Annotated in this window: 22 protein-coding genes; 8 read left to right on the forward strand and 14 right to left on the reverse strand. The window is 36.5% G+C overall.

Annotated features, from left to right (window positions below; all coding sequences use genetic code 11):
- Nucleotides 1–77 precede the first annotated feature (77 nt).
- A complete protein-coding gene (locus C8N46_RS07130; protein WP_108114200.1) occupies nucleotides 78–809 on the forward strand; it encodes an SGNH/GDSL hydrolase family protein in 732 nt (243 codons plus the stop codon).
- A gap of 99 nt (nucleotides 810–908) precedes the next feature.
- On the forward strand, nucleotides 909–1,721 hold the full coding sequence (locus tag C8N46_RS07135; protein ID WP_108114201.1) for a DUF6503 family protein: 813 nt from the start codon (nucleotides 909–911) through the stop codon (nucleotides 1,719–1,721).
- Nucleotides 1,722–1,809: 88 nt separating this feature from the next.
- On the opposite strand, the gene C8N46_RS07140 is transcribed toward C8N46_RS07135, so the two are convergent.
- The 5 genes from C8N46_RS07140 to C8N46_RS07160 all read right to left on the reverse strand — a co-directional run bounded on the left by C8N46_RS07140 (nucleotide 1,810) and on the right by C8N46_RS07160 (nucleotide 8,588).
- Nucleotides 1,810–2,223: a hypothetical protein gene (locus C8N46_RS07140; protein ID WP_146169751.1), complete on the reverse strand. Its 414-nt coding sequence runs from the start codon at nucleotides 2,221–2,223 to the stop codon at nucleotides 1,810–1,812.
- Nucleotides 2,224–2,268: 45 nt separating this feature from the next.
- Entirely contained in the window at nucleotides 2,269–3,567 is a 1,299-nt protein-coding gene (locus tag C8N46_RS07145) for an amidohydrolase family protein (RefSeq protein WP_108114203.1), read from the reverse strand.
- Between the two features lie 14 nt (nucleotides 3,568–3,581).
- Nucleotides 3,582–6,560, reverse strand: a complete 2,979-nt coding sequence (locus tag C8N46_RS07150) for an amidohydrolase family protein (protein ID WP_170110069.1) — start codon at nucleotides 6,558–6,560, stop codon at nucleotides 3,582–3,584.
- 137 nt (nucleotides 6,561–6,697) lie between these two features.
- Nucleotides 6,698–7,405, reverse strand: coding sequence for a hypothetical protein (locus C8N46_RS07155; RefSeq protein WP_146169752.1), 708 nt, complete (start codon nucleotides 7,403–7,405; stop codon nucleotides 6,698–6,700).
- Between the two features lie 109 nt (nucleotides 7,406–7,514).
- Entirely contained in the window at nucleotides 7,515–8,588 is a 1,074-nt protein-coding gene (locus C8N46_RS07160; RefSeq protein WP_108114205.1) for a DUF3810 domain-containing protein, read from the reverse strand.
- Nucleotides 8,589–8,782: 194 nt separating this feature from the next.
- Here C8N46_RS07160 and C8N46_RS07165 point away from each other — a divergent pair, with 194 nt between their 5' ends.
- The gene (locus C8N46_RS07165) at nucleotides 8,783–10,246 is read left to right on the forward strand and encodes an aminoacyl-histidine dipeptidase (protein ID WP_108114206.1); all 1,464 of its coding nucleotides are present in this window, start codon (nucleotides 8,783–8,785) and stop codon (nucleotides 10,244–10,246) included.
- A 171-nt stretch (nucleotides 10,247–10,417) separates the two neighbouring features.
- Here the strand turns inward: C8N46_RS07165 and C8N46_RS07170 are convergent, their stop codons facing one another.
- The 4 genes from C8N46_RS07170 to C8N46_RS07185 all read right to left on the reverse strand — a co-directional run bounded on the left by C8N46_RS07170 (nucleotide 10,418) and on the right by C8N46_RS07185 (nucleotide 13,656).
- Nucleotides 10,418–10,630 carry a hypothetical protein gene (locus tag C8N46_RS07170; RefSeq protein WP_108114207.1) on the reverse strand — a complete coding sequence of 71 codons (213 nt, stop codon included), beginning with the start codon at nucleotides 10,628–10,630 and terminating at the stop codon, nucleotides 10,418–10,420.
- Between the two features lie 189 nt (nucleotides 10,631–10,819).
- On the reverse strand, nucleotides 10,820–12,070 hold the full coding sequence (locus C8N46_RS07175; protein WP_108114208.1) for a peptidylprolyl isomerase: 1,251 nt from the start codon (nucleotides 12,068–12,070) through the stop codon (nucleotides 10,820–10,822).
- A gap of 1 nt (nucleotide 12,071) precedes the next feature.
- Nucleotides 12,072–12,638: a gliding motility-associated peptidyl-prolyl isomerase GldI gene (gene gldI, locus C8N46_RS07180; RefSeq protein ID WP_108114209.1), complete on the reverse strand. Its 567-nt coding sequence runs from the start codon at nucleotides 12,636–12,638 to the stop codon at nucleotides 12,072–12,074.
- Nucleotides 12,631–13,656: a DHH family phosphoesterase gene (locus C8N46_RS07185; RefSeq protein WP_108114210.1), complete on the reverse strand. Its 1,026-nt coding sequence runs from the start codon at nucleotides 13,654–13,656 to the stop codon at nucleotides 12,631–12,633. The genes gldI and C8N46_RS07185 overlap by 8 nt, the downstream gene beginning before the upstream one ends.
- Nucleotides 13,657–13,842: 186 nt before the next feature.
- Here C8N46_RS07185 and C8N46_RS07190 point away from each other — a divergent pair, with 186 nt between their 5' ends.
- Nucleotides 13,843–14,262 carry a nucleoside-diphosphate kinase gene (locus C8N46_RS07190; RefSeq protein ID WP_046744242.1) on the forward strand — a complete coding sequence of 140 codons (420 nt, stop codon included), beginning with the start codon at nucleotides 13,843–13,845 and terminating at the stop codon, nucleotides 14,260–14,262.
- Nucleotides 14,263–14,541: 279 nt separating this feature from the next.
- Here C8N46_RS07190 and C8N46_RS07195 read toward each other — a convergent pair whose 3' ends face one another.
- Nucleotides 14,542–14,838, reverse strand: a complete 297-nt coding sequence (locus C8N46_RS07195; RefSeq protein ID WP_108114211.1) for a DUF721 domain-containing protein — start codon at nucleotides 14,836–14,838, stop codon at nucleotides 14,542–14,544.
- Between the two features lie 6 nt (nucleotides 14,839–14,844).
- Entirely contained in the window at nucleotides 14,845–15,924 is a 1,080-nt protein-coding gene (gene recF, locus C8N46_RS07200; RefSeq protein WP_108114585.1) for a DNA replication/repair protein RecF, read from the reverse strand.
- 111 nt (nucleotides 15,925–16,035) lie between these two features.
- On the opposite strand from recF, the gene C8N46_RS07205 reads away from it, so the two are divergent.
- Together C8N46_RS07205 and ribH are read left to right on the forward strand one after the other, a co-directional pair.
- The gene (locus C8N46_RS07205; protein WP_170110070.1) at nucleotides 16,036–16,857 is read left to right on the forward strand and encodes a tetratricopeptide repeat protein; all 822 of its coding nucleotides are present in this window, start codon (nucleotides 16,036–16,038) and stop codon (nucleotides 16,855–16,857) included.
- A gap of 3 nt (nucleotides 16,858–16,860) precedes the next feature.
- Nucleotides 16,861–17,346 (forward strand): 6,7-dimethyl-8-ribityllumazine synthase, encoded by a 486-nt coding sequence (gene ribH, locus C8N46_RS07210; protein WP_108114213.1) that lies wholly within the window; start codon nucleotides 16,861–16,863, stop codon nucleotides 17,344–17,346.
- Between the two features lie 26 nt (nucleotides 17,347–17,372).
- On the opposite strand, the gene C8N46_RS07215 is transcribed toward ribH, so the two are convergent.
- From C8N46_RS07215 to C8N46_RS07225, 3 genes are read right to left on the reverse strand one after another with little or no spacing between them, the layout of a single operon-like run.
- Nucleotides 17,373–17,933, reverse strand: coding sequence for an RsmD family RNA methyltransferase (locus C8N46_RS07215; RefSeq protein ID WP_108114214.1), 561 nt, complete (start codon nucleotides 17,931–17,933; stop codon nucleotides 17,373–17,375).
- Entirely contained in the window at nucleotides 17,934–18,782 is an 849-nt protein-coding gene (locus C8N46_RS07220; protein ID WP_108114215.1) for a DUF3822 family protein, read from the reverse strand.
- Entirely contained in the window at nucleotides 18,748–19,620 is an 873-nt protein-coding gene (locus C8N46_RS07225) for a hypothetical protein (RefSeq protein ID WP_108114216.1), read from the reverse strand. Before C8N46_RS07225 ends, C8N46_RS07220 begins: the two co-directional genes overlap by 35 nt.
- Nucleotides 19,621–19,810: 190 nt before the next feature.
- Here C8N46_RS07225 and C8N46_RS07230 point away from each other — a divergent pair, with 190 nt between their 5' ends.
- Nucleotides 19,811–21,235 (forward strand): ATP-dependent DNA helicase, encoded by a 1,425-nt coding sequence (locus tag C8N46_RS07230; RefSeq protein WP_108114217.1) that lies wholly within the window; start codon nucleotides 19,811–19,813, stop codon nucleotides 21,233–21,235.
- Between the two features lie 149 nt (nucleotides 21,236–21,384).
- A complete protein-coding gene (locus C8N46_RS07235; RefSeq protein WP_108114218.1) occupies nucleotides 21,385–22,284 on the forward strand; it encodes an ABC transporter permease family protein in 900 nt (299 codons plus the stop codon).
- Nucleotides 22,285–22,343 lie beyond the last annotated feature (59 nt).

Below are 22,343 nucleotides of genomic sequence, written 5' to 3' on the forward strand. Positions count from 1 at the left end.
GATTCGTATCTCTTTTTTGAGATTATTCCTTTTAACATTGTAATGTCGTATTTTTGTGTAAAAAGTTGAAAACGAGTATGAAAATTAGATTTTTAGTAGTGTTGCTTTCCATTGGTTTCTTTAGTTGTACTTCAGATGACGGACTGCCAGATATGCCAAGTGTTATGCCCGATGTATCAAATGAAGAGCCTGTTGAACCCACATCTTATCAAATGTTATCTTTAGGTGATAGTTATACGATAGGACAAAGTGTGTGTGAAACCTGTCGTTTTCCAGAGCAATTGAAAGAGGGACTTGCCGAAACTTTTCCGGTAGATATTTTTAGTGTTCAAGTCGTAGCGCAAACAGGTTGGACCACTACCAATCTTTTGAATGCTATTGAGAGTGAAAATTTATCCAACAACTATGATTTGGTTACGTTATTAATTGGGGTAAACAATCAGTTTCAAGGACGTCCATTTTCATTGTATGAAACTGAATTTCCAGCGTTGGTAACAAAAGCAATCACGCTTGCTAACGGAGATGCTGACAATGTTATAGTAGTTTCTATTCCCGATTATGCATATACGCCTTTCGGACAAGCGTTTGGGAATCCAGCAGTAACTTCTGCAGAAATAGATCAATACAATGCCTTTGCGAATGATTATTGCGATGCAAACGGAATTTCCTTTGTAAATATTACGGATATTACACGTCAAGGTTTGGAAAATACAGCTTTGGTAGCGGAAGATAATTTACACCTTTCTGAACTAGCGTATTCATTGTTTGTAGAACGTTTGTTGCCTGTAGCGATTGATAAATTGCAATAAGCTACAGTACTTTAGCGCTTACATTTGCGCAAACTATGTATGTATTTTGTAATGATATTGAAAACAATTCGACCTAAGAAAACATAAAACAATTCATTCATGAAAAAAATTACGTTCGTACTATTGAGTTTCATCTTGATAGTAGCTTGTAAGAATAGCGAAAAAAAGGAGAAATCTCCCGAAAAGGAAACTACACAAACAGCGACTGAAGTTGTTACAAAAAATTATCCAGAGAAATTACAAAAAGTATTTGATGCGCATGGAGGAATTGACAAATGGAACGCCGCACAAACCTTAGTGTATGAAATGGTAAAGCCAGATAATATTGAAAAACACATTACCGATTTGCATTCGCGCAAAACGCGTTTACAAGGAAAAGGTTTTACAATTGGTTTTGATGGAGAAGATGTTTGGCTGTCGCAAAAAGATTCTACCGCTTTTCGAAGCAACGCGCGTTTTTATCATAATTTGTATTTCTATTTTTATGCGATGCCTTTTGTGTTGGGCGATGACGGCATTACGTATTCAAAAACTGAAAGCTTAGCGTTTGAAAATGTGTTGTTTCCAGGTTTTAAGATTTCGTATGGTGATAATGTAGGCGATTCTCCAGAGGATAATTATTTTATTTATTACAATCCAGAAACCTATCAAATGGAATGGTTAGGATACACAGTCACGTATTTTAATGGTAAACCAAGCAATAAGATAAGCTATATTCGTTACGAAGATTGGCAAAAAGTAAATGGTTTGGTGCTTCCAAGAGTCTTGACTTGGTACAAAACCAACGAAAACGGAAAGGTTACGGATGCTAGAAATTCTGTAACATTTACCAATGTCGCAGTAATGGATAAAAAGATGGACGACCAAATGTACGAACGTCCAGAAGGTGCTGAAATCGTTCCGAAAGGATAAAGATATTTTGAAAAAGAAAAGAAAGAAGCTGTTTGTAAAAGTAAAAACTTAACAAACAGCTTCTGTTAGTATACTTCGTAACTAATGATTACTGTCCGCCTTTCCATGCGCCCATAAGGTGCAACACATTCGCGTCAAAACCATTAAACATGATGGTGTTTAGATTGTCACGCAATTGAAAACGTTTTTGTGTGATGTTTGGCAATATCGAATATTCAGTGTTCAAATTGCGAAATGTTGTTGAAATGCTATGTTCGTCCAACATGCCTCTTCGAATACTTTTTTCTACATGTTCACCAATGTTTGATAAGTTTGGCAAGCGATTGTGCACTTGCGAATATTCATTGGCAATCGTTAAGGATAATTCAGAAAACGTAGGCAATTGATAGTTTTCTATTTCACTATTCGTAGTACTGTTTTGAGAACTTTCTGTTTCTTGTGCTGAAACGTGTAAGACGCCTAAAAGGAACATTCCTACAACACATTTTTGCAATATATTCATACCATTGTATTTTTTACGTGAGTAGCATTTTGATACCTAAAGTTACTATTTTCCTTCGTATTTTTTCATATAACGCTTCCACAATTCCGTTTGATGTGTTTCCAAACTCAATTCACGTCCGTTGATGAACGCATGTGTTAAAATGTTGCCACGCATGTCTAAGGCATCGCCTTCACTGATGAAAAGTGTCGCATCTTTGCCAACTTCTAAGGTTCCTAATTGTGCATCAATCCCTAAGATTTTTGCGGTGTTGGAAGTGATTAATTGTAATGCTTTTTCTTTGTCCAATCCATGAGCTGCGGCAGTTCCTGCTAAAAAAGGCAAATTTCGTGTGTTCATGCGCTCCATTTGTCCGCTATTTTCCAATCCTACCAACACACCAGCATCTGTTAAGATTTTTGCTTTTTTATAGGATAAATCATAATCTTCATCATCCATTTCAGGAACATAATGTGTTCTGTGGAGCAGCACTGGAACGTTGTTTTGACGTAAGGTAGAAGCTACTTTATGTGCTTGATACCCACCAACAATCACAATTTTTACATTGTTCTTCTTTCCAAAATTGATAGCATCCAAAATTCCTTTTTCCGTATCTACATGTACAAACAGTTTTTGTGTTCCGTTCATAAGTCCATTCATAGCTTCGTAAGGTAAGTTTTTAGGACTTCTGGAACCGTTTAAATAACTTTTTGATTCATTAAAAACATCTTGAATTTGCTGTACTTGCTCTGGATAATTTTTATTAGGGCGCAAGCCTCTTTCTTCGCCAAGCCACCAACGACCTATTGTAAAGTTATTTGGCCAATTGATATGAATTGCGTCATCAACTTTTACAGCTGCATCTTCCCAATTCCAAGCATCTAGTTGTACGATGGAAGAAGTTCCAGAAACACGTCCACCACGAGGTGTAATTTGCGCAATTAAAATTCCGTTAGGTCTGCAACTTTCTACTACTTTTGATTCTGCATTATATGCAATTAAACTGCGAATGTGCGGATTAAATGCACCCGTTTCATCTTGGTCACGCGTAGCTCTTACCGCATCAATTTCAACCAAACCTAAGGTAGAATTTGGTGAGATAAATCCAGGATACACATGCTTTCCTTTGGCATCAATTCTTTTGCCGCTTGTACGCGTAGATGCGGCAGAGCCGATTCGAATTATCTTTCCATTTTCAAAAACAATAGTTGCATTGTCAATCACTTTACCATTTCCAATGTGTGCCGTAGCTCCGACGATGGAAATTGCTTCCGACTGCTTTGGTGCTGGTGTTTGTTGTGCATAACCGAATGTTCCGAATAACACAGTTACGCATAAAACGTATATATAGATATATTTTTTCATTTCAGTTATGGTTTTTAAAATTCAACAGTATCACAGTGGTGATGTACTTTCTCTTTTTTCTTAGGCGCTAGTGTTTTCATGCCTTTGTTTTTCTCTAACAACATCATGTTCATCAATTCAGAACGCTGATTTTGAATGTTTTTACGCAATTGCGCATCGCGTTCTAGGTCAAAATACACTGTTCCTTCAATCATGGTCGTTTGTGCTTTCGCGTAAATTGACATTGGATGATTTGTCCACAAGACTAAATCAGCCTGTTTTCCAGTCTTGATGCTTCCTACTTTATCGTCAATGTGTAATAATTTCGCAGGATTGAGCGTGACAAATTTCCAAGCTTCTTCTTCCGAAACACCACCGTATTTTACAGTTTTAGCGGCTTCTTGATTCAATCTGCGCGACATTTCACCGTCATCAGAATTGATAGCAACCACAACACCTTGCGAATGCATAATAGCGGCGTTGTAAGGAATCGCATCATTTACTTCGTATTTGTACGCCCACCAGTCAGAGAAAGTAGATCCACCAACACCGTGCTTCTCCATTTTGTCCGCTACTTTGTAACCTTCTAAGATGTGTGTAAATGTATTGATATTGAAACCGTATTTTTCAGCTACTTTCATCAACATGTTGATTTCACTTTGTACATACGAGTGACAAGAAACGAAACGCTCTTTATTGATGATTTCTAAAATGGTTTCCATTTCAATATCATAACGATAGTTTCCGCTTTTTTTCTGTGCTTCGTATTCCTTCGCACGTTGGAAATAGTCGGTAAATACTTGCTCAACTCCCATACGCGTTTGTGGGAAACGTGTCGTTTCTGTATCGCCCCAATTGCTCTGTTTTACATTTTCACCCAAAGCAAATTTGATAAATCCAGGCGCGCCTTTAAACAACATTTCATCTGCTGAGCGTCCCCAACGCAAACTTAAAATCGCAGAACGTCCACCGATTGGGTTTGCAGAACCGTGTAAGAGTTGAATCGTAGTTACACCACCAGCTAAGTTTCTGTAAATGTCTACATCTTCTGGGTTTACCACATCTGCCATATTGACTTCTGCGGTAGAGTTATGTCCCGCTTCGTTAATAGCAAATGCTGCAATATGTGAATGTTCGTCAATAATTCCAGCCGTTAAGTGTTTTCCTGTAGCATCAATCACTTTTGCGCCACGCGCATTTAGATTTTGACCAATACGTGCAATTTTTCCATCTTTTACTAAAACGTCTGTATTTTTAAGAATACCTTCTTTTTCATTCGTCCAAACGGTTGCATTTTTGAATAATACGTCTTCTTGTTGTGGTAATGAAGCCATTCCATACGCACCATTTGGATAGGAGATAGGCAGCATTTTTGGAGTTTCCTTTTCGGAATCTTTTCCAGATTTTTTACCGCCGTCAGCCTTTTTCGCTTCTTTTTGTGTTGCGTTAAATGTGGTTTCCGAACCATTTGCTAATAATGCTCTTCCTGAGAAATATGTGACATTTTGTACAGGTGCTGTTAAACGAACAAATTCAGTTTTTGTCGTATCAGGTGTCGTAAAATGTAACTGTAGCCAATCGTCTGAGAATGAAATTTTTGAACCTAACGTTGTAGAATCTTTCATTACGGTTGCTTTCAGTTTTTCAGGCGTTCCTGCAATGTCTACATCGTATTGCGTTCCTGCAACATTAAAGGTGTATTTTCCGCGTAAGTCTTTTTGCGATTTGTCTTTAAATACATGTTGGTTTCCTTGTACCCAGTTTTCGTAAATCACTGTTTTCTTATCAAAAATATCACCCGAAGTGATGATAAAGTTTGCTTGGCGACCGTTTTGAAGCGTTCCTACTTTATCTTCTTGTTGTAAGATTTTTGCAGGAACTGTGGTTAAAGCTTCCAAGGCTTTGGTTTTGTCTAAACCATAGGAAATAGCTTTTTGTATGTTGGACATAAATTCGCTTCCCGATTTGCTGTCATGCATTGTAAAACTAAACTGAATTCCTTTGTCAGCCAGCATTTTCGGATTGGATGGTGCTTGATTCCAATGCTTCATCGCTTCCAATTCTACCACACTTGCGGCATACGGATTGGAAACATCGTACGCTTTAGGAAAGTCGAGCGGAATGATAAACGACGCGTTGGTTGCTTTCATCGCGTTGATGTTTTCGTATTCTGTTCCGTCACCAACCAATACATATTGAATGCCGAATTCGTCACCAATAGCGTCTGTTTTGATGCTGTTGTGCTTGTTACCTGAATGAAATATTTGTACTAAGTTTTTGTTTTTTAATAAAGCTTCTAAAGCTAAATCTGTACGTTTTGCATTTCCTTTTGCGTACCAATCTGCATCGTGATACATTTGACGAAGCAACGCCATGCTTCCCATCAACGAAGTTGGATAGGCTTGCTTGGATGTGTTGCTTTTTTTGTATGATAAATACTGAGCAGAACGATTGTCTAAAACTCGAATACTGTTGTCTGCTTTTGTGTTGAGCGCGACTAACAGTCCGTTTCCACGAACAATTCCGTCGTGCATGTGTGTGTTTACCGTACCAAAACCAGCTTTTAGTAAATCCGTAGCTTTTTTATTGTCAAACGTAAAATCGGCTATAGGATTTACGTCTGGGCGAATATGGTCGTTCCAATAATATCCTTTGCGTTCTGCATCGTATTGAGGTGCAGATCGCCAGCTTCCAGCATTTCTTTTCGGAGCTTGAATTCCGAAATCTGAAAATGGATCAATAAAGGATGGATAGATACTTTTTCCTGCTAAATCTACAACGGTTGCACTTTTTGGAATGGAAACATTGCTTCCTGCTTGGAGTACTTTTCCATCTTGGATGAGCAGTGTTCCGTTTTCAATTACTTGCGTAGGTGTAACGTAAATTTTGGCATTGGTAAACGCTGTTATGATGTGACTTTCTGTTTTCACGCCATCGTTTTTAGGAAAATAATCCTGTGCGATGACAGAGAAACTACAGAAAAAGAGTAACAGCAGCAAATACGAATTTTTCATTGCTTTACTTTAAATTTTAGGTTAATTAGTTAAAAGTTAAAGATAAGGCTAGAATGTGCTTTTTGAATCGTATTAAGGTTTTTTTAACGTTTTACCACTTTAGTTTAACGATTTTGGGTGTTTTGGTTAGAATTTTCTTATTGCTGAACCGGAATTGTCGTTTGTTGAATCCACTTTTGGAGGAGGTTTTTATTGGTTGAAATTTCAGCGAAAACATAAATATCACTTTGAAAACACGGAGAAGTTGCCGCTTTTTCAATGACAACTTTGTCATCGCAGTAACTGGCATGTAAAAAATACAGTTCGCTATGTTTGATAAGTACATATCCAACATGATTGCTCAATCCTACGAAATAGATGCCATCTTTATAGACTTCGTTTATGTTCTTTTTGAGTTGTTCTTGTGAAATGTTTCGATAGATTTTTAAATCGTTTTTTGCTTGAAGCGTTAAAGCTTCGTTCAAACCTGCTTGTTGCGCCATTTTGTAACGATTGAGTCGGAATCCCATGTGTTTTAGCGTTGTAGAAACAAAATAGCCGCAGGCAATTTCTCCATCGTTTGGCGTGTTGGTATGTCCATTAAAATCCCAAGGAGTTCCGTACCAATGTGGCACAATTTCGTTGAGCAATTTATCATATACATACGCTGCCGCAGAATCGATGGCTTTTTGTTTGTTTTGTTGCAATTGTGTTGCAAAATAGGAACGATCTGCCGCAATGGTTTGTTTTATGCTAGTATAGCTTCCTTTTGGCGTAAAGTTGATGCCTAACTTAGTAGAATCAATCGTATTGGAAGGTGGAAGAATTTCAGTTTTTTGTTCAGAATTCCCTGTTACAGCCGTCACTTTTATAGGTTTCGGAGTCGAATCTGCGCAAGCGAAACAACTCAAAATAAGTGCAAAAAGAATCAATTTATACATATATGCACAACGCAAAAAACACATTTTTAGTACGTTACGGAACAATATGATGTTTTTTGTCGTAGTTTACCAACAACGAAACCACATAGCTATAACTCAAAATTCCTTTGGATTGATTGTTGGCTTTTAGAAATTGGTCAAACGTAAACTTGAACATCGGCTTCAGCGGATTTTTATGTGCCTCCCAAAATGCGCGGACTTCTTCGTAATTTTTATGAATTCCAGCATTTACAGTTGCTTTTAAACGTTCGTATTCGTCTTTGTCTCGGTTGAAAACTTCTTTCAAGCAATGCCACGTCATAAAATTATACGCACCGTATTTAAAATAAATATCATCGTTGTGCAATGCGGTCATGCAACCGATAAAATTCGCTTCGTTTTCCGCAGAAAAGCCTATTTGGTGTGCTTTCTCGTGACTTGCCGTTACCGGAAATTTATACACAGGAATTTTACCATTGATTTGCGCTTCGTTGGTAAATGGATTGATGTAACCGCTAAATCCCATAATTGTCAAAAACCCGCTATAAATAGAGGTTTTTAAACTTTGATGCGTGAAAGTAAACTTAGGTTGTATTGCGCTAAAATTGTCGTACCCGTTTTTCGTTTTCTCAAAAATTTCAGAAGTTGTGTATGGAACTTCCACTTTTACAGTATCGTTTTGTGTAATTTGAAACTGTATGGCATTGGCTTTTGCGATGACTCTTTCGGTGAAATTGACGAGTTCTTCTGTGCTGTATTTTCGGTCTAATTCGAGCGATTTATAGAGAGGCAAACGATAATAATTCATTCCCCATAATAGGTGAAAAGCAAAATACACAATGGTAATTGTGATGTATATATCCATCAAAATTCGTTTGTATTCTGTACGAATTTTTCGAGTATTTTTGTAAATATAGCGAATGATTAAGATAATGGCAATCGTATAAAAAATATCGCCCATTGAAAATGGAATCCAGCCAAAAATAATTCGGAAAAGTTTTGAAACATAAGGATACAATCCGTTGCTGTAATACGTTTCTACAAACTCAGGAAAGTAGCCAAGTATTTTAATTAGAACAAATTGTAAAGGAAAAGAAAGTGCAATTAAAATCTTAGTTCTCTTGGTCATAAGCAATACATTTGAACGTCATTCGGGAAAATGATTTAAAGCGAATGTAAAAAAACTAAATCATTATTGCTACGTCTTGCGTGATATTTTCGTCATAATGTCGCTAATTTTTAAAGGTATTTGGCAAATGGTTGTCATAAGTGGTCGCAAAAATTTAACTTTGTAAGCAATTATTCAATCCAAAAAAATATAGAATGAGTCAAGAAATAAGAACACTAGAGCCGAAAGCACTTTGGAATAAATTTGCCGATTTGAACGCTGTACCACGACCTTCCAAAAAGGAAGAGCGCGTTATTGCTTTTATGAAACAGTTTGGCGAAGATTTAGGTTTGGAAACGTTTGTAGATGAAGTTGGAAATGTCATTATTAAAAAACCTGCTACGGCGGGAATGGAAGACAGAAAAGCCATTGTGATGCAGTCGCATTTGGATATGGTTCATCAAAAGAATTCTGATACCGTGTTTGATTTTGATACGCAAGGTATTGAAATGGTTGTGGAAGGCGATTGGGTAAAGGCAAAAGGAACGACTTTGGGAGCCGATAACGGACTTGGCGTTGCTACGATTATGGCAGTGCTAGAAAGCAACGATATTGCGCATCCTGCGATTGAAGCGTTGTTTACGATAGATGAAGAAACTGGGATGACAGGTGCGATGGGCTTGAAAGGTGGTTTGTTGGAAGGAGAAATTTTATTAAATCTCGATACGGAAGAAGATGACGAAATCGGAATTGGTTGTGCAGGAGGAATTGATGTTACGGCAACGCGCTCGTATGTGGTAGAAGATACACCTGAAAATGTAGTCGCATATTCGATTAAAATTAGCGGATTGCAAGGCGGACATAGCGGAATGGACATTCACAAAGGTTTTGGAAATGCTAATGTATTGATGAATCGCTTATTGTTTGATGGTTTTGAAAACTTCGGATTGCGTATTGTGGAAATTGATGGTGGAAGTCTGCGAAACGCCATTCCGAGAGAAAGTGTAGCTACCGTTGTGATTGATGCTGTACACCAAGAAGCGTTTATGTTTGAAATGCAAACCCAAATTGATACGATTAAAAAAGAATTTGAAAGTATTGAAAAAGAGTTAGAAATTTCGTGTACGGCAACCGAAACACCAAATGGTGTAATGGAATTAGGTGTGCAAGAGGGTATTACACGTTCGTTGTATGCAGCGCATAACGGCGTATTTCGTATGAGTCCAGATATTGAAGATTTGGTAGAAACCTCCAACAATATTGCACGTGTCATTATAAAAGATGGAGAAATTGAAATTTTATGCTTAACACGTTCTTCTATTGAAAGTGGAAAAATGGATTTAGCTACAAAATTGCGTGCCGCTTTTGAACTTTCAGGTTGCGAAGTGGAATTTTCAGGTTCGTATCCAGGTTGGGCGCCAAATATGAATGCTTCTATTTTGCCAGTTATGGTCAATTTGTACAAAGAATTAAACAACGGTGAAGAACCACATGTAGCGGCTTGTCACGCAGGATTGGAATGTGGCATTTTAGGAACCAATTATCCAGACATGGAAATGATTAGTTTTGGTCCCAACATTCGCGGCGCACATTCGCCAGACGAGCGCGCGAGTATTTCTTCTGCACAAAAATATTGGAACTACGTATTGGAGATTTTAAAGAATATTCCGAAGAAGTAAGTCGTTTACAAAACAATAGAAACTGTCTTAGAGGAATATCTAGCGTCAAACCGAACTTGATTCGGTTTCCCATAACAGTGAGAAATCAGTTTGATGAGATTCTGAATCGAGTTCAGAATGACGAAATTTAAGATACTTCTAAGACAGTTTTTTAGCGATAAAACTTAAAGCTTATCCACAAATATCGCTACAAGGCGTACATCTTGTTTGACCAGATTGCGGTCTTGGATCTTGTGGAACTGGAGCGCAAGGATCTTGACTAATGCATCCTTTATCCATAGTCATCATAGTATGCGTTGTTGGTGCGCCACCATTTACAAATCTTGCTTCTAATGCAGAAATCGTCTGCTTTTTTAACCCTAAACTTCTTGTTTGTTTTTTCATGTGAAATATTATTTTTTGTTTCGGTGCAAATATCTTTTAAGGATAAATTTCTCAAAACAGGAAAAGCAACGAAAAGCAGACCGTGTTTTTCTTGAAAAGCAGGTGTGAAAAACACTAGGTCAACCTAAATAAAAGCAAAAAGCTCTTCGGTACGAAGAGCTTTTGTCAATTATATGATGTTTGATGATATTATCTTGTCGTGTCGATTTCTACCAATTCTATATCAAAAACTAAGTTAGAGTTTGCAGGAATCGGACCGTAATTTCTAGAACCGTATCCCAAATACGAAGGCACAAATACTTTTGTTTTTTCTCCAACTTTCATACGTAATAAGGCTTCTTTAAATGCAGGAACTAATGTAGCACTTTCATTGTAAATAGTTGGAAAAGGTACATACGCACCTTGCGCTTCGGCTGCCTGATTATAAATACCAGCTTCTTGCGCCACCTCTTTGTAAGTTGTGTAAAAAACTTTTCCGTTCGTAAACATTCCTGTGCAGTTTACTTTTACGTAGTTAGATGAGGTTGGTTTTTCACCAGTAGTACTTTTTTGTGTAGTTACCATTACCATACCTGTTGGAGATTTGTACAATTCTCCCATATCTTGATATTTCTCTATAAAATCGTCAATAGCTTCTTTAGCTTCTTCTTTAGCTTTCTTGTTGTATTCTTCTGTTATTTCCTTTGTCAACGCTTGGTATTTTTCTACCAATGTTGGCTCTTGCTCTGTAAATACTTTTACGGCATCAAAAGCTTTTGCCTCTTCGCCCACACGGATAATGTTTACTTCGGTCATAATCACGTCTTCCAAAGGTTTTTTAGCAGCATCAACTTGAACGTTAGAAATGCTGTCTTGTACTTCGATTCCTTTGATTAGTTGTCCAAACACGGAATGACAGCTTACACGTGGTCTATTACATGGTTTTGGAGCGCCATTAGCATCAACAAAGTCCAAGCTTGGATAGGGAACTTCTGTAATAAAGAATTGACTTCCGTTGGTATTAATTCCTCCAGAATTCGCCATCGATAAAACACCTGGTTTGTCGTGTTTTAAATCTTTGTCAAATTCGCTTGCAAAACGATATCCTGGATTTCCAGTTCCTGTAGCTGTTGGGTCACCACCTTGAATCATAAATTTATCCATGACTCTGTGAAAAGATATACCGTTATAATATGGTTTTCCTTTTTTGTCTTCAGGAAGTTTTGGGTGAGTTCCTTCTGCCAAAGCAATAAAATTAGCAACCGTCACAGGTACTTTTTTGTAAAACAATCGTGCCAGCATGGTACCTTTGGTCGTTTTGATTTCTGCAAAAATTCCGTTTTTATCATCTTGCTGAGCTATATTGCTAGCGGTATCCGATTTTGGCTCGTTTTTACACGAAGTAAATCCTAACGTAACAATGGCAAGAAATAGGGTAATTGTTGTGGTAAATAATCTCATGTTAATTTTCTGTTTCTAGGTTTTTGTTGTCTTTTTTAATATCAAGTAAAGTTATAGTAGATTTAATAGGAACGTTGGTTCCAATTCGTTTATTATCACCGTGATATCCATACGCAACATGCGATGGAAATAAAAATGTGGCAGTTTCTCCTTTTTTTAGTAATTGCAAACCATGACGCAGTCCTGGGAAAATTTGTTGTTTGTCAACCACATATTGTTGAATGCCAATTTCTTCTTTTTTGTAAATAGCTTCACCTGTCGTCATTTTTGAAATGTTATATTCATACGTTAAGGTGTCTCCTTTTTTGGGAAGATATAATTCTTGATTAATTTTTGTGTTGTAAAAATACCAAAAGCCATTTTTGGATGCGATGTACGCATTTGTAGTATCTTGAAGAATGTATTTTTGAATATTCGCTTCTTCTTTTGCGATTAACGCTTTGTTTCGTTCTACCGATTCTTTTAAAAAAGAGCCTGTACTTCTGCTTATAGGTTTTCTTGCCTGTGGTTCTCCGCAAGAAACGACAAGCAAACTGAGAATGCTGAGAAGCGCAATTTTTTTAAGCATAGTTTTCGTTTAATTTTTCTTTGTATTCTGCCAATAAATTGGTGAATCGTTCAACGGTAGCTTCTAATGATTCTTCACTTCGTCCACCAGCTGCATTGGTATGTCCGCCACCATTAAAGTGCGCACGTGCAAATTCATTCACAGAGAAATCGCCTTTCGAACGCAACGATATTTTTACGTACGGTTCTTGGAGACTTTCTATAAAAATCACAGCAAATTTAATGCCTTTTAACGATAATCCATAATTTACAAAACCTTCTGTGTCACCTTTTTTAAAGTCGTATTGTTGCAATTCCTCTTTGCTGATAGTTATATATACAGTATTAAATTCTTTTAAAACTACCAAATTCTTTAAAGCGCAACCTAGCAATTGCAAGCGACTTAAGTTATTAGTGTCGTAAATAGCATTGTGAATGGCAGCATTTTCCGCACCTTTATCAATCAAATCGGCAATGATTCTATGTGTGGTACTTGTGGTAGCTTTGAAGCGAAATGAGCCTGTGTCAGTCATGATTCCTGTGTACATACAGGTTGCCATTTCTGGAGAAATAGCTTCAGCATCTCCCAAAAAGGAAATAAAATTATACACCATTTCACAGGTTGAACTCATGCTCGTATCGGAATACATGTATTGAGCATAATTTGATGGTTGCTGATGGTGATCAATCATGACAAAAGTAGCTTCTGAACTTGCTACGGCAGTTTCCATGTCACCAATTCGACTCAAATCATTAAAATCTAACGTAAAAATAACATGCGCGTCGTTTAAGAGTTTTTCGGCGTGTTCTTTTTGTGTATCAAACTTTATAATGTCGGTTTCACCAGGCATCCATTTTAAAAACTCAGGGTAATCATTTGGCGCCACAATCACAGCGTTGTGATTTTTGTTTTTTAAGTAATGCCAAAGCGCGAGCGTGGAACCAATAGCATCGCCATCGGGATTTTTATGTGGAATAATGACACAATTTTTCGGTGTTTTTAGGAGCGTTTGCACGCCTTGTATCTCAACTTCGTTCATGCGTTTCAATTCTGTAATTCGGTCGTAAATTGTCTAAAAACGATGAAGATTGTAGGTCTTCTCATTTCATAGCTGGCTAATATACTAAAATAGCCTTGCATATAAATTGTATTTGTGTACTTTTGCACCGAAAATCAGAAGATGATTTTTCATATTGAGAATTTATAACATATTATACATACTATAATGGCTGGAAAAAGAACTTTTACCATGATTAAGCCTGATGCTGTAGAAAATGGACACATCGGAGCTATTTTAGAAAAAATTACTGCTTCAGGTTTTAACATCGTTGCAATGAAGTTAACACAGTTAAGCAAGCGTGATGCAGAAGAGTTTTACGCAATTCACAAAGAAAGACCATTCTTTGGAGAGTTGGTTGAATTTATGACAAGAGGACCAATTGTTGCGGCAATTTTAGAAAAAGAAAACGCAGTAAGCGACTTCAGAACGTTGATTGGAGCAACAAACCCTGCAGAAGCAGCAGAAGGAACTATTAGAAATTTATACGCAACTTCTATCGGAGAAAATGCAGTACATGGTTCTGATAGTGACGAAAATGCTGCTATTGAAGGTGCTTTTCACTTTGCTGGAAGAGAGATATTTTAAGTTAGATACGCTTCACTTCGACAAGCTCAGTGTGAACGCTTTTAGAGTTTTAGACACGGCTTGCCTGTTAGAGCGCTTCGCTTTTAGACTTATTTTAAAACATATTTTGCTAGCGCGAGTCTCAGACTCGCGCTAGCATTTTTTATACTATTGTCATTCCTGCGACTTGTGCCGAGTCTGCCGAAGTAAGGCAGGAATCCATATAAAACTAGAATTTCTAAAGAGTCTAAAAATCTAAGTAATCTAACAAGTCTAAGTAATCTAACAAGTCTATGTAGTCTATCGAAGTACCAAATTTTTAATCAATTCTTTGCCTAGATTTTCATTCAGCATTTTGATAATTTTATCTTTTCCGTAACTCAATTCTTCTCTGTATGCTGCGGAAGATAAGGATACATATAGCGTGTCGTTTTTTAACACTACGTTGGTCGTGTAGGTATTGATGCCATTTCCCATCAATTGTAACCAAGCATCACGCGCGTCAATTTTGTCCAAACCATCTTCCAAACGATTTTCGGAAATAAAATCTTTCAATACTTCACTAATAGCTCTATGTTCGGTATGTCTTTTTTTCAAAACGAATTACAGTTTAAAAATCTCGTAGGTTTGATGAATTTCTTTGATGATGCTTTCGGTGCGTTCTGCATGCGTGTCGCTGATGAAAATTTGTCCAAAATCTTCATGATTGACTAGCGACATGATTTGCGATACACGTTGCTCGTCTAGTTTGTCAAAGATATCATCTAATAATAAAATAGGCGTCACATTTGCCAAATTTTTAATAAAATCAAATTGCGCGAGTTTTAATGCTATCAAAAATGATTTTTGCTGTCCCTGACTTCCAAATTTTTTAATCGGATAGGTTTCAATCGTAAATAACAAATCATCTTTATGTGTGCCCACACTTGTGTATTGTAAAACCTTGTCTTTGGCTAAATTTTCATCTAATAAGGTTCGAAAATCTTTTTCGTGCAATTGACTTTTATAGCTGATGTTTACAATTTCCTTTTCGTTGGAAATGGCGTTGTATCGCGTTAAAAAAATAGGCAGAAATGCTTCTAAAAACTTTCGGCGTTCGGCATAAATTTTTGAACCCAATTCGTGCAATTGGTCGTTGTAAATACCTAACGTGTCACCGTCAAACGTACTGTTGAGCGCAAAATATTTTAAAAGCGAATTTCGCTGCGATAGTACTTTATTGTAATTTATCAAATTTTGCAAATACGCTTTGTTAGATTGCGAAATAACACTGTCCATAAACTTTCGGCGCGTGTCGCTTCCTTCAATAATCAAATCGCGATCGGCAGGAGAAATAATAACGAGCGGAATAAAACCAATATGTTCTGAGAGTTTGTCATAGGTTTTTCCGTTGCGTTTCACCATTTTTTTTTGTCCTTTTTTTAGCGAACAAATAATATTTTCTTCTCTTGCGGCTTTTTCATACATGCCATCAATCACAAAAAAATCTTCTCCGTGTTTTATGTTTTGTGTCGCTACAGGATTGAAGTAACTTTTCCCAAAAGATAAATGATAAATAGCGTCCAAGACATTGGTTTTTCCCACACCATTATTCCCGACAAGACAGTTTATTTTTTGGTTAAAATCGAAAGAATTCGTGTCAAAATTCTTGTAATTAATAAGCGATAATTTCTTTAGAAACATGAAAATAGAAGCGTCATTACAATAAAAATGCAAAATATTGAAAAATATCAAATAAATAAGCTTTTAATTCTACTTAAAAATTTTATTTTTGCGCACATTAATATTCAATATATGGCAACTTACAAGAAAAGAGGATATAAAGTAAAAACCAAAGTAGAGAAAGAAAAGGAAGTTTCTGCAGAAGAAATTGAAAGTACAACAGCAGAGGTATTTAATACGCTCGACGAAAAAGCTTCCAAGACTGAAGAATGGGTAGCCAAAAATCAAAAGTTCATCTTTATTGGAATTGGAGCCATTGCTGTAGTTCTATTAGGATACTTAATTTATACAAAAATATTTGCTGCACCAAAAGAGGTAGAAGCTGCAAACGAAGTATATCAAGCAAATTCATACTTTAACGAAGCATTGAATGTTGATTTGTCGCAAAACTTAGTAGCAGGAATTGCTACGAGAGATTCGTTATTCAATCTTGCATTGAATGGAGGAGAAGGAAAGTACGGATACTTAAAAATCATCTCTGAATACGGAGGAACAAATGCTGCAAACTTGGCAAATTACAGTGCTGGAATCGCATATTTGAATTTGAACAAATACGAAGATGCTATCAAGCATTTACAAGAGTTTTCTTCTGATGATGTGATTATTGGTGCGAAAGCAAAAGGCGCTATTGGAGATGCATTTGTACAGTTAGGACAGTTAGATGATGCATTGGATTATTACGAAAAAGCATTCAAGCATAGCACAAACGAAGCCACAACGCCAATTTACTTATTGAAAGCGGGAATCACAGCGTTGAATATGGAAACGCCACAGCCAGCAAAAGCATTGGAATACTTTAAAAGAATTGAAGACGAATATGCTTCTTTCAAGACAACTGCTGATGGTAAATTGCTAGATGTATATATTGGAAAAGCAGAAGCGTTGAGCAAGTAAAATATGGCAACTGTAAATAAAAATTTATCTACTTACGATAAAGCAACAATCCCAAATGCGAAAGACTTTCGATTTGGGATTGTTGTTTCTGAATGGAATGAAAACATCACCGAAGGACTTTTTGAAGGCGCTGTAGCTGCTTTGAAAGAGAATGGAGTTACAGACGATAATATCATTCGTTGGAATGTTCCTGGAAGTTACGAATTGGTCTACGGAGCTAAACACATGCAAAAAAGGCAAGAAGTAGACGCTATTATTGCCATTGGAAGTGTGATTCAAGGAGAAACCAAGCATTTTGATTTTGTATGTAGCGCGACGGCGCATGGCATTAAAGATTTGAATGTACAATCGGATATTCCTGTGATTTTTTGTGTGTTGACAGATAATACGCTTCAACAAGCCATTGACCGTTCTGGCGGAAAACACGGAAACAAAGGAATTGAAGCAGCCGTTGCAGCGATTAAAATGGCAGCGTTACGTACGTTTTAATTCAGAATTCAGAATTATGAATTGGTTTATTCTTCTTCGCTAGATGCTTCTGGAAGTTCAAAGAAGCTAAATACAGAGCCACCGTAATTTTTCGAAAAGCTAAAATGAGCCACATGTTCCAAGTTGGTCTCCTTGGCGTGTTCTATAATCAAGAAACCATCTTCCAATAACAAATTACGCTCAAAAACAGTGTTAGCTATTTGTTCAAATTGCGCATAGGTAAACGCATACGGCGGATCCGCAAAAATAATATCCGCTTTGATATAAGTTTTATCTAAAAACTTAAAAACATCACTTTTAATTGCGGTTATGTCTAATTCCAACTGCGCTGCGGTTTTCTTAATAAAACTCACACAACCATAATCGCCATCTACAGCAGTAATGGTTTCTGTTCCGCGCGAAGCAAATTCATAGCTAATATTTCCGGTGCCCGAAAACAAATCCAATACACTAATTTCGTGAAAGTAGTAATGATTGTTCAAAATATTGAACAGCGATTCCTTTGCTAAATCGGTAGTCGGTCGCACAGGCAGTTTTTTAGGTGCTTGCAATCGTCGTCCTTTATGTTTTCCAGAAATAATGCGCATCTAAAAATTGTTTAGTAAGGTAAAGTCGTGGTGATTTTTTGGTTTTTCAACACTTTCGTGGAAGTCAAACGTATATTTTTTATCTAAAAAATCCACATGACGCACATAGGTGTACGTTACCGTATACAACACATCGCTTTTATCAATATCACCTAAAAAGTACAATTGCAGTGTGTTGGTATTTAATTCAAGTTGCTCTAGGGTGAACAGTAAATAGTAAATAAAATCTTCGGAAGAAGCATATTCAAACGAATTGTAAAATAAAAGCTTCTTTTGTTGAATGGCAACAATTTCAAAATGCGTTTTTTGTACGTGTACATACACGGTTGCTTCTTCGCTGGCGGTCGTCAATTGAAAGATGTTTTCTAACAAAATCGTCGCAAAATGTTTGTAATGAAACGCACCATATTTCTCAAAAAACAGGTTGTTGATATTCACATACGGAATATATACATTCACCATGTCGTTATTGGTAATGACATCAAAAGTAATATAATCGGTTGGCAGGATTTTGTTGTTGTATTTTAAATAATCTGCCAAATGTTTGTCCGAAAACAATGGTTTTGGAACAAAAGTAGACAACGAATTGATGTGACTTACCGTAACACTTTCAAAATCTTGATGAAGTAGGGAAGCTTCTTGTTCAAAAACGGCGATGATTTCTTTTTCCAGCTGAATTGGATTCGTCACGTTTTCAAACGGAAAATGACGCAATGCGGTAATTTCGTTGCTAATTGTGTGTAACACACAAAAAGAAAGTCCATTCAGAGATATCTGAATGGACAATTTATTAAAATTTGTTTGTGGTGCTATGTTATTTCTTCTTTTTGTTTCCACTACCAATTTCATAACTAGTTGGCCAGTTTCCAGTATCACTTACTTTATCAAGTGAGCCAACATAGATTACTGGACCGTCAATTTCATCAACTGAAACAACTTTCTTTTCTTGATCTAATAAATCTTTATCTAAATCGTGTAAAACTACTTCTTTAGGTACAGAAACTTTAAATACAGGAGCTGAATAATTATCGTTTACTTCCTTAGAGCCTATTTCCATTTTGAATGTCGTATTTTCTTCTTTAGCATACGGTACATACTTCATGGTTTTATAACGGTCAGAATCTTTGAATAAAGAATCTTTCACAGGTCTAAAATCTAAAGTATCAATGATAACAACTTCTTTCAATTTGTCAATTTTATACACTTTGTCAAACTCCGTATAACTTGAATCTCTACGCTCAATAATAGCAAATTTTGCATTTTCAATAAATCTTTCTAAGCTGTCAAAAGTTGGTGCATACTTTCCTGTAACGGTTTTGTGTGCGTTTTGAGCGTCTCTAATATCTTTCAATTTATTGATAACTGCCGTGTAACGCTTTACCTTTTTTTGCTTAAACTCCACTGGAGCCATAATTGATGTGTACGTTTTGTATCCAAAAAATACTGAAGCAGCCAAAAATACTACTGAAAAAATAGGTCTTACTTTTCTAGGAACTAATTTTTCGATTAAGAATAAAAGTCCAATAGCAACTACCAAAGCAACTACTAAAATAATTGGTGTTTTCAAGGTTTCAAACGAACCTGGTTCTACAACTTCTTTTTTCTGGGCTACAGCTAATGCTGGAACGAGTAAGAAAGCAATTACGAATGATAAGACTAAATTAAATTTTTGTTTTGCGTGTTTCATCTCTATTAAGAATAGTTTTGTTTTAAGAACATCAATATACGCAAATCTACAATTTTTTTTTAATGCTAAAAGTATTTGCCCAAAAAAAGCATGTTATATTTATAAAAAAGTAAATGATGCAGAATCATTCAAATTACTTTTCTATTTTCGCCTACAAGATTCCGCAAAAAAGACCTTAATTCTATTATTGATGAATGCAACGACATTTTATAAATTATTGAAAGATAAATTTCCACACGAAGTTACTTTCAAACAAGATGTGGTATTGCACAAACTTTGCGAATTTATTTTCGGAGACGACACAGATGCACTTTTTTTATTAAAAGGCTACGCTGGAACTGGAAAAACGACCACGATTGGTACGTTGGTAACGCATTTGTGGCATACCAAAAAAAAGTCGGTGTTGTTGGCGCCTACAGGTCGTGCTGCAAAAGTAATTAGCAATTATGCCAAGCGTGAAGCCTTTACCATTCATCGAAAAATTTACTTTCCCAAAAAAGATAAAGGTGGCGGCGTAAGCTTTGTATTGCAACCCAATAAACATCGCGATACGATTTTTATTGTAGATGAAGCCTCTATGATTCCCGATGCGCCAAGCGATTCCAAACTGTTTGAAAATGGTTCGTTGTTAGATGATTTAATGATGTATGTGTATTCGGGACATAAATGTAAATTAATCTTAATTGGAGATACCGCGCAGTTACCGCCCGTAAAACTCGATATCAGTCCCGCGTTGGATGAGCGAACGTTGGAATTGAATTACGATAAAAATGTCACCGTCATCGAATTGGACGAAGTGGTACGACAAGATGCCGATTCAGGAATTTTAGTCAACGCGACTAATTTACGTGAACAATTGCACGACGAATTTTACGCTGAATACAAATTTCAGCTAGATAACTATCCTGATATCGTTCGTTTGATTGATGGTTATGAAATTCAAGAAGCGATTGGCGAATCGTATTCCGATAACGGAAAAGAAGACATGGCAATCATTGTGCGTTCCAACAAAAGAGCCAACATTTACAATCAACAAATACGCAGTCGCATCTTATTCAACGAAAACGAATTGGCTTCGGGCGATTATCTCATGGTGGTAAAAAATAATTATTTTTGGTTGCCGCCAACTTCCGAAGCAGGATTCATCGCAAACGGCGATATCATTGAAGTCTTGGAAATCTTCGCCATTAAAGAATTATACGGTTTTCGCTTTGCGGAAGTCAACATACGTATGGTTGATTATCCCAATCAAAAACCTTTTGAAACGGTTCTCTTATTAGATACTATTCACGCCGAAACGCCCGCATTATCTTATGAAGACGGTAATCGACTTTACCAAGAAGTCATGAACGATTACGCGAGTGAAACTTCCAAATACAAGAAATTCCTAAAAGTAAAAGCCAACAAATATTTCAATGCATTGCAAGTCAAATTTAGTTACGCTATTACCTGTCACAAATCGCAAGGTGGACAATGGAAAACGGTTTTTATAGAGCAACCCTATTTGCCCAATGGCGTTGGAAAAGAGTACATGCGTTGGTTGTACACTGCCATGACACGTGCCCAAGAAAAGCTCTATCTGATTGGTTTTACGGATGATTTTTTTAGTTCCTAATTCGATACCCAAACTCACATTCCATAATTTTTTCTATTTTTAAGCAGTCGTTTTTTAACTTTTATAGTTAGAAGATTCTAAGAATGAGTTTACAAAAACAAAAATTAACAAAAACCAACACCTAATACCTAAAACTAAACACCTTAAAAATGCATAACAAATACTACACACCTTCGGGAAAAGTTAACTCCATTAGTTTTTTATACCTTTTTCTAGCAATTTTCATTGCCGCGCCTCTACTAACTTTTATTTATACGTACGCTGTTCTGTATATTCCAATCGTGTACTTAAATATTCTTTGTGTGGTTGGAATTGCTTTCGGATTGGGCTATGTAGCAAGTTTTGTAGTCGGTTTGGGAAAAGTTCGCAACAAAATAGTGGCGTTGCTTTTCGGACTCATCATAGGAATTGCGGCATTATACTTTAGTTGGATTATTTGGCTACATTACCATTTAAATGATTCTGCCTTTAGCGAGATTTCTTATACAGAATTGCTAGAAGCGCCAGGCGCTGTTTGGGACATTATCTGGAAAATAAACGAACAAGGAACGTGGAGTATTGGGCGAAGTAGCAGAACCAACGTTTCAGGAACTTTCTTAACTGTTGTTTGGATTATAGAGTTAGTTGCCTTTATCGGAGCTCCTATCTTTTTTGCCTATTCCAAAGCTGTTGAACCGTTTTTAGAAGATGACAATGATTGGGCAGATATCACAAAAATTGAACCTTTTGAGCTTATTGAAGATAAAAATACTCTCAAAAAACAACTAGAAACACAAAACTACGAAGCGTTCTTAGAAATTGGTCCACTCACAAACGAGCAGAACAGTTCGCATGCTATTTTTTCACTATATCACAACAAAAAACGCACTCACGGAAACGAGTATTATTTGAGTGTGAGCAATATGAAAGAGCGAATTGATAAAAAAGGAAACGTCACCTACGATGAAAAATCATTGATTAGTTTCATTCGTGTTCCGAAGGAAATTGGCGAAAAATTACTTGCCAAAATTGGAACTTCCGTAGAAGTGCCTATTGCTGAAAGTGAATAAAATATGCTGAATTTGCTAAATAATCTGTTTCCAAAACAAGCAACGATTAAAATAATTGT

The sequence above is a fragment of the Kordia periserrulae genome (assembly GCF_003054265.1).
In the GTDB taxonomy this organism is placed as follows: domain Bacteria; phylum Bacteroidota; class Bacteroidia; order Flavobacteriales; family Flavobacteriaceae; genus Kordia; species Kordia periserrulae.